The organism is Endozoicomonas euniceicola, assembly GCF_025562755.1.
Taxonomy (GTDB): Bacteria; Pseudomonadota; Gammaproteobacteria; order Pseudomonadales; family Endozoicomonadaceae; genus Endozoicomonas_A; species Endozoicomonas_A euniceicola.
On sequence record NZ_CP103300.1, the window covers coordinates 6,366,682 to 6,378,201 of the forward strand.

Below are 11,520 nucleotides of genomic sequence, written 5' to 3' on the forward strand. Positions count from 1 at the left end.
GAGCTAAATTCACTTCAGGTTGAAAGCAATCAGCACGCCCGCAACGTAGAGCTCTGCAGCCAAAAGGCACAACGCCTCAGTCAGCAAATCTGTGGCATTATTGAGCATTACAATTGCTCATCCAATCAGCACTGCACCACAGACTCTTCAAACAATAACCTGCCTTCAAAAGTCCCGTCTTTGTTTCGTATTGGCGATATCCTTGTCGATACGAGCGAGTGCGGGCACGCCCACCTCGTGATAGTTCCCGATTTGCGGAACTACTTGCACACCAGTAAATAATCCTTAGCACCAGAAAAGGACACCACCATGAGCAATAATGCGTCGCGGCTGGATCAACTCGCCTATCAGTTGGAGATTGCCAAGGAAAACGAGCTTTCAGCCAAGAATCATCGTATCGCCATCGAAGAAGAAATCTGTCTGCTTGCCGGGGTTAAGCCGGAAGGAAGCCTGTCGGTGAACGGTGAATATTACAAAGTCACCACAGTCGCCGGATTTACCCGAAGCCTGGATACCAACAAATGGCTTAAAGTAAAAGACCGGGTACCGGCACACATTGCCAATAAAATCATTCGCCAGAAAATGGAGCTGGATACCAAACAGCTAAAGAATCTGCAGGATTTAGATCCGGCACATTACAACATTGTCGCTGAGGCCATTACGACTAAACCCAAAAAGACCTCTGTGCGCTTTCAGCGTCTGGAGGATCAATAATGGCTTTTAATCTTAACTCCATCAGCAAAAGTCTTGGCTACAGGGCTCCCCGAATACTGATTTACGGCATTGCCGGACTGGGAAAAACAACATTTGGAGCAGATAGCCCTACACCCATTTTTATTTGCACAGAGGATGGATTAGGAGGCCTGGAGGTTGACACCTTCCCTCTTGCCAAGAGCTATCAGGATGTGATTGATGCTATCGCTGTACTTTATACCAGCGATCATCACTATAAGACCGTGGTTCTAGATAGTCTTGATCATCTGGAGCCATTGATTTGGAGGCATCTTTGTGAGGTGTATGTCGGACCAAAAGGTGAGCGTTATTCTTCCATCGAAGAATTTGGCTATGGGAAAGGCTATATAGAAGCTCTTGATTTGTGGCGGGAAATATTAAATGGACTGGACGCCCTGCGTAATGAAAAAGACATGGCGATTATTTTAATCGGTCACACAGAAGTTAAACGCTTTGAGTCGCCTACTTCTGCCAGCTATGACCGTTACCAGATCAAATTGCACAAACGAGCGTCTGAACTGGTTCAGGAATCTGTGGACTGTGTTTTATTCGCTGATTACCAAACGGTTATAGAAAAGGAAGAGAAAGGGTTTGGTGCCACAAAAACCAGAGGCATAAGCACCGGCAAGCGCTACCTGTTTACGCAAGGTGCGCCCGGTTATCTCGCCAAGAATCGCTATGACCTGCCTAAACAATTACCTCTAAGCTGGCAGGCATTCAGTGATGCACTCAACAATAACAAGAATAAGAAAGGACATTAACAATGGCTCAGTTAGGCTTCAATGCAGGCGATTATGATCACACAGATGATATCTCTCCTCTGCCTGCCGGTGATTATGTGGTTGTGGTGACTGACGCAAGGCTTATCCCCACTAAATCCGGGGGTAGGATGGTGACTGTGACTTATAAGGTGATGGAAGGCCAGAGCCAGGGGCGCTCGCTGTGGTCTAACCACAATATCTATAATCAGAGTGACAAAGCTCAGGAGATTGGTCGCAAGGAAATCAGCCGCATTGCCCATGCTATCGGGCAGCCTCAGCTGAGTGATACCGATCAATTGTTAAACCAGGTTATGACCATTAGCGTGATTATCAAACAAGATCCCGGCTATGGCCCAAAAAACGAAGTAAAGAAATGGGTTGCTCACAATAACCGGCAACAGTCTCCTGTCACTCACGAACAGCCGCCACATCCTGCGACAGCTGCAGCGCAACCTTCAACTCCTCCTTGGGGACAGAAGTAAGCTCAAACAATCAACCCTTTCTAACGACATTGAGTAAAAGCCGGAAGAAGTAACCTTCCGGCACAGGGGTTAATCGTGAAAATACCAGAAGAGCAAAACACCACGATTAAAGCAATCGTCAAGCATTACGAGGACAATCAGGGAGCCACTTTTCGGGCACACCTTGGAGGATCAGTTATTGGCAGACCATGTGACCGTGCGCTTTGGTATTCATTCCGCTGGGCAACTCACGTAAGCCACAATGGTCAGCTTTTACGACTTTTTCAAACCGGACATCTGGCAGAAGAGCGGTTTGTTAATGATTTTCGAAGCATAGGCATTAAGGTTTTTGAGACCGATCCCCAGACGGGAACACAGTTTCGGGTGGGTGCCTGCAATGGGCATTTCGGAGGTTCATTTGATGGCGTGGGAATCGGCTTTGTGGAAGCACCAAAGACCTGGCACCTAATTGAAATGAAAACTCATAACGATAAGTCCTTTAATACACTGCTGAAGAAAGGTGTCAGAGATGCCAAGCCTGAACATTTTATTCAGATGCAAAGCTATATGTTTCTTGCAAAACCTCAATTGCTCCGAGCGTTCTACATTGCGGTCAATAAAAATAATGATGCCCTCTATGGGGAAAGAATTAAGCTTGATCAAGATATTGGTAAAGCAACGATTAACCGCGCACAGGCTATTATCGCCAGCGATAGACCTTTAAAAAAAATCAGCACAGACCCAAGCTGGTATCTGTGCAAATTCTGCGACCATCATGCCATTTGCCATAGACAGCAAGCACCTGAAGTAAACTGCCGAACCTGTCTGCACAGCACTCCAGTAGAAAATGGTGAGTGGCACTGTGCTTTATATGACTTAAAGATTCCAAGTTACCAGCAGAAAAACGGCTGTGATGCTCACCTTTATATACCTTACTTGCTGGGTCAGTTTGCTGAGCCTGTTGATAGTGGAGAAAACTGGATTCGCTACCGCCTGAAAGTTAATGGCAAAGAGTTTGTGGCCGGAAGAACTGATGATCAGTTTGCATCCAGTGAAATTTTTAATCTCAACGACAAGTCTCTCCTAACAGACGACAACCTGAGCGCCATAAAACAACATTTTAATGGCAAGGTGGTTCCCCATGAAGCTTGAACTGCGTTGGTACCAGCAGGAGGCCATTGATGCGATCTATGCTTATTTTTCCAATGAAGAGGGAAATCCTCTGGTTTGCGTGAGTACTGGGGGCGGCAAGTCCGTCATCATTGCTGCCTTTATATTCGGAGTTATTGAACGCTGGCACGGGCAACGGTTTTTAATCATCTCTCACGTAAAGGAAATCATCGAACAAAACCATGACAAGATGCACGCCGTTTGGGAGGAAGCCCCTACTGGTGTTTACTCTGCCGCTATGAGAGCCAGAGATACCGACGCACAAATTCTGTTTGCCAGCATTCAGAGCATTCACAAGCGGGCAGAAGAACTGGGGTACTTTGATTTGGTATTGATTGATGAATGCCACTTGCTGAACAGTGAAAACCGAGAGACCATGTATTACCGGCTTTTAGAAGAGCTAAAAGCAATTAACCCTGCTATGAAAATTATTGGCTTTACTGCCACACCCTATCGTGTGAAACAGGGTTTACTGACCCAAGGCAAGAACCCACTATTCACCGACATCATTTATGAAACTGACATTCAACGATTAATTGACGATGGATACCTATCTCCACTGCGATCCAAGAGTGGCCGGGAGAAAATTGATCTTGATGGTGTCAGAACCCGGCAGGGAGATTATCTCACGGCTGATATGGAAAGCGCTGTTCAGAAAAATGATGTCACAGAAAAGGCAGTAACGGAGGTTATTGAATATGGTAAGGACCGCAAAGCCTGGCTGATCTTCTGTGTCTCTGTCGCCCATGCGGAACAAGTCAAGGAGTTGCTCATTTATGAAGGTATTAACGCTGAATGTATAACAGGCGAAACGCCAAAGTATGAGCGGGTAAGAATACTGGCAGACTTTAAAGAAGGGAAAATCAAGGCACTGACTAGCCAAGGAGTTCTCACCACCGGCTTTGACGCTCCATTGGTTGATTTAATCGTTTTGCTTCGAGCCACCAAATCACCCGGATTGTATGTTCAGATTCTGGGCAGAGGTTTAAGAATCAGCCCGGAAACAGGGAAAACAGATTGTCTGGTCCTGGACTATGGCGGAAACATTACCCGGCATGGACCTATCGACCAAATTACCATTGGCAAAATTCAGGCTGGAGAAGTGACAGGCCAAGCACCGGTGAAAGAATGCCCTGAATGTTTTGAGTTAATACTTGCCGGTTTGCGTATTTGTCCTGCCTGCCAATATCAGTTTTTAGCTCAGGATAAACATGATGCTCAGGCCACTGGTGGTGCATTACTCTCAAATCAAATTGAACCTGAGTGGTTGGGTGTGGATGAAGTGCTTTATGACATTCATGAGAAAATGGGAAAACCACCCAGCCTGCAAGTGACCTATCGCTGCGGCTTTGAAACTATACGGGAATGGGTCTGCTTTCAGCATGGAGGCTATGCTCAGCAAAAAGCAGAGCAATGGTGGATGCTTCGTTGCGGCATCGAGTCAATCCCAGACAGAACCAAAGCAGCCCACGAGCGTATCACTACATTAAACAACATTCGGGAACCTTGCAGAATTCTGGTTCGCCAAGAAGGAAAGTGGCACCGAATCCTTAACCACGACCTAACTCCAAAACCAGGTACTCCCAGTGAGTGGAATGCAGACCTTAAACAACGATCAAGACAGCCTGATCTGATGCTAGCCGGTTCTGACGAGTTTGACACGGAATTTGATTTTTAACAGGAGTCATCATGAACACAGAGAAAATGTTATTCGTCAAATACAGAAAGCCTTATGTGCGACTGGAAGAAATCTGTCAAGAGTATTTTGGCTTATGCGAAAAAAAAGCCAAAGCTGCCGCTGCGTCACAAATATTACCCGTCCCTGTCGTTCGAATGACCCAGAGTCGTAAATCACCAATGTTGGTAAAATTATCAGACCTTGCCGAATACCTGGATTCACGGCATATGACTTATACGGATACCTGGGAGAAAGTTAAGGGCGTTAGATAGCGCCCTATCCTCTTTTCTTCAAACCCCTTCCTCGCCGAGATATCACCACCTCATTCTCAGCCCAGTACTGCTCTTCCATAGCCTTGCACTTTCCCCATAAATCAGGCGGCTGTTTATGGACAAGGTGCGTATAACGTCGTAGGTTATCCCATGTTTTATGACCACTACGCAGTGCTACTTCAGGAATGGACATTCCCTGTTCAAAAAAGCGTGATATGCCATCATGCCTAAAAGAGTGAAAGCGCAGTTCTGGATAGCCAAACTCTTTAGTTTTCGTTGAGAAGCGACTAGAAACTGAATGTGCCCTGTATGGAAAAATACGATCCTCGCCCTCAATCCTTGGCTGCATGGCGATAATCTCCAAACATATTGGACAAATCGGAACCTTCTGGTGGTTGCTGTATTTCTTCTTTGGGTCTTTCCTTTCCCGAATTACTACCATGCCATTTTCAATATCCAGATCACTATAGCGTATACGGCATATCTCTCCTTCCCTGAAAGAGCTGTAAATGCTAAACAACATTAAATGATGATAAGGAACAGTGCCTAACGGAGTGTTATAGCCTTCAAGAAAGCATTGGTATAACTGATAAACTTGCTCTTCAGTCGGTCGAGTATCATCCTCTTTTGACTTGCCCACCAATTTCAGTTTCCACAATTCCTTCATCACGTCTTCGGTAATAAACCGACTGAAATATAGGCCAAGCCTTTTCTGCCAATCGATGGCTCTACGAAGAACAGAAACATAGAGGTGGTTCGTGGAAGGCGTAACCGTATCAAGCCGTTCATCGAGTAACTTAATCAAGTGTGCGTCAGTAATTTCATTTGAGCGTAATTTTGCCAGCCAACTTTTTTCCCAAAACTTGATGGCCAGCATATCTCTGTGGCTAATGCGCTGATCTTCAGAAAGCTTTTCCTGCTTAGCCCGGTAACGCTCCAGATAGTCCTTAAGCTGTATATCCCCGGTTCGAGATTTGGCAGATTCATATTTATGATCAGACTCTTCAGCTTTTTTCGCTTGCTCCAGCATGTCTTTCTCAACAGCCTTTGCCCATGCATTCCCTGAAGCTTTGTCTGGAAAAGTCAGACTTTCAATTGCTTTAAAGTGCTGCCTCCTTACAGTAACAACGTAGCGATAAACCGTTCCCTTCTTTCGCTGCCTCTTCTGGCACGCAATACCCATTTAACTACCTCCCAATTACGTCTATTTATTTTTGGGTTTCAATTTGGGTTTCAATCCACCATTAAATTAGGTGTTTTATAGTAGATTATTATTCTTAATAGTTATTTATTGGTATTATAAATCAATAGGTTAGCGCAATACAGTGGAATAGACTAAGTTATGTGGTATGAATTTCACGAAATGGATTTCGACAGTGATACCAACGGGTTAGAGGACTGATCACGATTTTAGTATGCGATTTCATTGCATACTGCTCCCGATTTTGGGTGTGTTATCGTGAAACTCGTACCCGGTGAATGGTGTAAAACCGTTCCCTCCAGCCAGAGAATGAACCCTCTGGCTGGTCATGCCCCAAACGCCCATAGACCCGTTGCTATTGCGTCCCTGCCCTTGCGTCACATCATCAATTCAACCTGCACAAACATCGACCAGTAACGCCCTATATCGTCATTTACTAACTGTACTAACGTTCTCCTTTGCGTCCAGCTACACATTTTTCAAGCCTGCCCTACTTTGAGTAGACGTCGTGCGGCAGATAACGAATTGTCAGAACTGGCGTACTATAAAACAAAAATCGATTGGAGAACGATCATGACAAAAGCAAAGAATGAGCAGAAGAAACCCGCTGCAAAAAAAGCGGAAGGGAAAAGCAAGAAAGAGAAGTTCATTGAGCTGGCAGAAACCCGTGTACCCAAAGCCCTGAAACAGATCGGCATGGTGGGCAACCTGTCGGACAAAACCAAGTTCGAGTACACCGACAAGCAGGTCAAGCAGATTGTTGATGCCCTGAAAGAGTCACTGGATCGGATGAAGGCAAGGTTTGAGAACGGAGAGGCGCAGGAGGAGTCATTCAAACTGTCCTGATTGATCAGGAAAACTGAAGCCCCACTCCGGGGCTTTTTTTCAGGCTACCGCTTTACAGGTCAAGCCAGTCTATAAACTTCGGTGGTCTGTTCTTTTCAGCCACAAACTCGGTCAGCTGATCAGACGACAGCTCCCACAGTGCCGTAAAGTTCAAATCGCCACCAGCCCCTGAACCGGATCATAATAACGATCACCAACTCGAATCACCGCTTTTTCTAACGGCATTCGATACAGCCCGTAGCCCAACACATAAGCCAGATCGTTATAGCCTTCCATTTGCAGATTGAAGATCGTATCAACCACGACCTGAAAGCTATGCCCGCCTGAATCCGGCACACACAAACGGCACAAGGCTTCGGGCAAAGGTTGAACGTAACTTTTCTACAAACCGCTTCAAAATTAGCAATTAAGACACCGCTTTTCCCTATTGTTGCCTCCAATTGTTATACCTTTGGCGGATCATGATTGCGCATTTCACAAAGCCGCTCCTCACTCATTAACCAGGGCAGATAAGGAGTGAGATCATTAGGTGGCTTCCTGCCATTTATGGCACAAGCCTCAAGATAGGCACCCAGCCAGATTTTTGGATTAATATCCCAAAGCTTTAGCGTCATAAAAACGCTGAATAGAAAAGCGGCTATATCAGCACTCCATACGCTGCCAGAGCCGTAGTAATTCTTCCTGCCAACGACACCTGTGCGCAGTGCTTGCTCTGCAGCGTTGTTATCCATGGGGATACCGGGATCAGTGACAAAGCGGGTCAATCCTTCCCAGTGATTCTGTAGACTTTCGAGCACTTTTTTCGCTCTGACTCGCAGTTTAGGACGATTAAGTTCCTGATCCCTCTGGATTGCCATCTGCTCTACCTGATGTTCAAGCCGTAACTGCTGTGTTGCTAGCTGCTCTGGTTCATCAAGCACTTCAAGTCGCTGACTATTAAGATGATATAAACGACCAATCCTGTTCACCCAGGTGGCGCTCCATTTCTCCAACTCCGGATCACCTCGTTGAGCGTCAATAAAATCCCGCCTGACGTGAGCCCAGCAGAAAGCTAAATTAATAGACACCGCATCATTCGCAAGCTTTTTGTACGCTGAGTATCGGTCACACACCAGCGTTCCAGCCCCGTCACCAATGATCGACTCTGGTACGACAGCCGCACGGGTGTCAGCAATGCTGAAATAAACCGCCTGATCACAGAGAAATACCCAAAGCCAATGTTTGTGAGAACCTGTGGTCTCATGTGCCCAGCTGATCCACCGGGTTTCATCAGCATGCCACTGATCGCTACTGGCGACGAATTCCCGAGTAGCTTCGGCAACCGGCTCAAAAAAGGGCGTTATAGCTTCCAGGCCAAAGGAGATGGTCGCCTGCGACAGTTCCAGTCCCTGAGTCTTATAAGACTCAAGTTGCCTGTTTATGGGGATGCCGTATGCGTACTTATTCAGCAACAGCTCCACCCAGACAGAAATACCAAGCTTTCCTTTGTTGATGAGTCTTGGTGGAGGTGGTGGAGTAGTAATATTGGGCGTTTCAGGGCACTGGCAAGTTTTTTGGTAGTGCCTTCGGTGATAACGACGAACGTGAGCCTTAACTTCAACTTCAATTACGTCGCAGCTGTCGTCATTGAAAAAAGACTTGAATGGCCGGTGACAGACTGTACAACACTGTTTGTCCACTGGTAAGTCTACAGACTCATGAACCACTGGCAGGTTGTTGTGAAGATGGCGACCAGAGCCGGGGACTCCGGGCTGGTGACCTCGTTTTCGATTTGAAGGTGGCCGGGTAGTATTGCCACTTTTCTTTGAAGAAGAACTGGTCTTCTCTGATTTACGACCGAAAAGCAAGTGCTTCATGTGTGCCAGTTCTGATTTCAGATCAGCGACCTGGGTGTTCAACCCAGCCATTTCGGCTTTATGCTGAGCGATAAGAGAGGCATTTTTAGCCAATACTTTTTTCTCTCGGCCACAGGCCGCCTTCCACATGGCATGCCAGAGGTTGGCCTGCTGTTTTAGCTGGATGTGTTCCTGCTTGGTGAGGATGACCTGCGAGGTAGCAAAGGGGGCAGGCAGTAATGCAGGTGTTGTGCCTGATCCTGAAACATGAGCATTTTGCATACTCTAAAAGTAGACGACTTTGAGCTTATGTTTAGTGGTTTGTAGAAAAGTTACGGTTGAACGGAAATGTCTTTGAGGGTAACTGCTACTCCGAGGGATTGAAGGTACTGCCTGATGGTGTCGGTCATCATAGCACTGTCCGTGTGTTTCTTATTTTTTGGGAAAGCGTTCACTCTGTGGGTCTTGATGTTCCGTAGTGGACATGGTGACTCTGGTACGGCTTTGACGCTGTGAGGTTACTAGATTATTTCTGTATATCCATACAGTCAATAATTTTCTGTATTTTTACCTCTACCCGACATTCACCACCTGACCTGACATTTTCCTGAGATCTGCTATTTAACAGATAAGCCAATATTGGGAAGCCCCCCTTATGCCTCCTGTTCAATATCGCTCTCAGGTCATGGATCACCTCGGTCTGGTGGCTGGAATGTGCAAAGAGCTGGGAATTGTCGAGCACATCGATAAACGAGCCCCCAAGCTATCTGACGAATGGAACATTTCCCACGGTGAAGCCGTGATAGCTATGATAATCAACGGTCTTGGCTTCACAGGACAGTCTCTCCATATGTTCCCTCAGTTCTTCGCCAATAAACCCCTCGACAAACTAATCAGGGGCGGGATTGAACCCGAACACATAAACGACAAAGTACTGGGAAGGGCGCTGGACGTACTTTTTGATCTGGATGTTAGTAAAGTCCATTTCGAGCTGGCTATCAAGGTGGCGAAGCACCTCAAATTACCGTGCGACGCACTGAACCTCGATGGTACAGGGTTTCACGTCGATGGTCGTTATAATTGTGATGACGAAGTGAGCGATGAAGACCTTAATTGTATCCGGCTTTGCAAGGGCTACAGTCGAGACCATCGCCCGGACTTGAATCAGGCCATATTACTTCTGCTAACCGAGAATCGTGCAGGCATTCCACTGTTTATGAAAGCAGCCAGTGGCAATGTGACGGATAAAACCAGTTTCAAACAAGTGGTGAGCCAGCACATAAAGAGCTTTAAAGCGGCTCTGAATGCCCGTTATTTCGTCGGTGATGCCGCAATGTACGTGGCAGGAACCCTTCAGGAACTCAGCCATCAGGAGCAGTTGTTTGTTTCCCGAGTCCCTCTCAATATCGGTGATGCTAAAAAACTGGTACGTAGCGCACCATCGCGCTCCATGAATGTGGTGGATGGATTTGACCATTACGAAGCGGTGGAGACATTGTCTGAGTATGCCGGTGTCGTACAACGCTGGGTTCTGTTTCGAAACAAGCAGAGCCAGAAAGCGGAACAGAAGACACTGACCCGGCGTATGCAGAAAAAATCCCTGACAGAATCCGAGGCTCTGGTAAAGCTGGGCAAAAAGTCGTTCCGGTGTGAAGCCGACGCCATGGAAGCCTTCAGGCAATGGCAAAAGAATTCCAAACTTTGTCAGGCTGAACCTAAGGTCATTAGCAAGCCTTGTTACAATACCAAAGGTCGCCCTGCTGACGGGATGCCTCCTGACCACTATGAATATTTCGTGACAGGTTGCTGCTCAGTAGCTGTGGAGAGACGTCGGGATGCTGAGGCGTCACTGGGTTGCTTTATACTGGGCACCAACGACATGGATACAGACCGGCTGGATACGACTGAACTGCTAAAGACGTATAAATCCCAACAGCAGGTTGAAAGAGGCTTTCGTTTCCTGAAAAGCCCGGATTTCCTAGTGTCATCACTTTATCTCAAGAAGCCGGAACGTATTGAAGCGCTGCTAATGGTGATGACTCTCTGCCTGATGGTCTATGCTGCTATCCAACATCGAATTCGTTATGAGCTGAAAAGACAGAGTCGAACGTTCCCGGACATGAAAAAGAAACCGGCGAAGAACCCCACGGGCAGGTGGATTTTCTGCTGCTTCGAGGGTATTCATGTGTGGACGATCAATGGGACGGAGAAGCATGTAGTCGGCATCTCGGAAAGTCAGTCGACGATCATTTTTATACTGGGTCAAACGTACCAATCAATTTATTCCTGATTGGGGTGGTGAATGTCGGCTCTACTGATAGGTATGGGTTCTGGGTAGAATGGTTTGTTACAACTTTTTACACCAAGCTACCGGGAACCATGCTTCGCCAGTCTTTAAACGACATGGCTAAATCTCCGGGCGGTAGCGTGCTTGCATTCGAAAACATTTATCTCATCAGCAAAGACAGCATGCTATTTCTCCGTAGCTTCTCAGAGCTGGATTTCTGTGAACGGGATCAGCTTCAGGAGTGGATTGCCAAAGATCCTTCCGCAGCAATGGATAA

General features: G+C 46.7%; 12 protein-coding genes. 9 read left to right on the plus strand and 3 right to left on the minus strand.

The annotated features are described in order from the left end of the window. The first annotated feature begins 309 nt into the window (after positions 1 to 309). The 6 genes from NX720_RS26070 (at position 310) to NX720_RS26095 (ending at position 5,074) form a co-directional block, all read left to right on the plus strand. Positions 310 to 714 (plus strand): DUF7173 family protein, encoded by a 405-nt coding sequence (locus NX720_RS26070; RefSeq protein WP_262598529.1) that lies wholly within the window; start codon positions 310 to 312, stop codon positions 712 to 714. Further along, the gene (locus NX720_RS26075) at positions 714 to 1,493 is read left to right on the plus strand and encodes an ATP-binding protein (protein WP_262598530.1); all 780 of its coding nucleotides are present in this window, start codon (positions 714 to 716) and stop codon (positions 1,491 to 1,493) included. Before NX720_RS26070 ends, NX720_RS26075 begins: the two co-directional genes overlap by 1 nt. A gap of 2 nt (positions 1,494 to 1,495) precedes the next feature. Next, positions 1,496 to 1,975 carry a DUF669 domain-containing protein gene (locus NX720_RS26080; RefSeq protein WP_262598531.1) on the plus strand — a complete coding sequence of 160 codons (480 nt, stop codon included), beginning with the start codon at positions 1,496 to 1,498 and terminating at the stop codon, positions 1,973 to 1,975. A 75-nt stretch (positions 1,976 to 2,050) separates the two neighbouring features. Continuing rightward, complete coding sequence (locus NX720_RS26085) at positions 2,051 to 3,106, plus strand: PD-(D/E)XK nuclease family protein (protein WP_262598532.1); 1,056 nt, start codon at positions 2,051 to 2,053, stop codon at positions 3,104 to 3,106. Further along, positions 3,096 to 4,802: a DEAD/DEAH box helicase gene (locus tag NX720_RS26090; protein WP_262598533.1), complete on the plus strand. Its 1,707-nt coding sequence runs from the start codon at positions 3,096 to 3,098 to the stop codon at positions 4,800 to 4,802. The genes NX720_RS26085 and NX720_RS26090 overlap by 11 nt, the downstream gene beginning before the upstream one ends. Before the next feature lie 11 nt (positions 4,803 to 4,813). After that, positions 4,814 to 5,074 carry a pyocin activator PrtN family protein gene (locus NX720_RS26095; RefSeq protein WP_262598534.1) on the plus strand — a complete coding sequence of 87 codons (261 nt, stop codon included), beginning with the start codon at positions 4,814 to 4,816 and terminating at the stop codon, positions 5,072 to 5,074. Between the two features lie 4 nt (positions 5,075 to 5,078). On the opposite strand, the gene NX720_RS26100 is transcribed toward NX720_RS26095, so the two are convergent. Next, on the minus strand, positions 5,079 to 6,257 hold the full coding sequence (locus NX720_RS26100; RefSeq protein WP_262598535.1) for a tyrosine-type recombinase/integrase: 1,179 nt from the start codon (positions 6,255 to 6,257) through the stop codon (positions 5,079 to 5,081). A gap of 276 nt (positions 6,258 to 6,533) precedes the next feature. Here NX720_RS26100 and NX720_RS26105 point away from each other — a divergent pair, with 276 nt between their 5' ends. Both NX720_RS26105 and NX720_RS26110 read left to right on the plus strand, forming a co-directional pair. After that, positions 6,534 to 6,692 (plus strand): hypothetical protein, encoded by a 159-nt coding sequence (locus NX720_RS26105; protein ID WP_262598536.1) that lies wholly within the window; start codon positions 6,534 to 6,536, stop codon positions 6,690 to 6,692. Between the two features lie 156 nt (positions 6,693 to 6,848). After that, the gene (locus NX720_RS26110; protein WP_262598537.1) at positions 6,849 to 7,121 is read left to right on the plus strand and encodes a hypothetical protein; all 273 of its coding nucleotides are present in this window, start codon (positions 6,849 to 6,851) and stop codon (positions 7,119 to 7,121) included. A gap of 150 nt (positions 7,122 to 7,271) precedes the next feature. Here the strand turns inward: NX720_RS26110 and NX720_RS26115 are convergent, their stop codons facing one another. After that, entirely contained in the window at positions 7,272 to 7,457 is a 186-nt protein-coding gene (locus NX720_RS26115; RefSeq protein ID WP_262598538.1) for a hypothetical protein, read from the minus strand. 107 nt (positions 7,458 to 7,564) lie between these two features. Next, the gene (gene tnpC / locus NX720_RS26120) at positions 7,565 to 9,238 is read right to left on the minus strand and encodes an IS66 family transposase (protein WP_262595368.1); all 1,674 of its coding nucleotides are present in this window, start codon (positions 9,236 to 9,238) and stop codon (positions 7,565 to 7,567) included. A gap of 373 nt (positions 9,239 to 9,611) precedes the next feature. On the opposite strand from tnpC, the gene NX720_RS26125 reads away from it, so the two are divergent. Continuing rightward, positions 9,612 to 11,246: an IS1634 family transposase gene (locus tag NX720_RS26125; protein ID WP_262595607.1), complete on the plus strand. Its 1,635-nt coding sequence runs from the start codon at positions 9,612 to 9,614 to the stop codon at positions 11,244 to 11,246. Positions 11,247 to 11,520 lie beyond the last annotated feature (274 nt).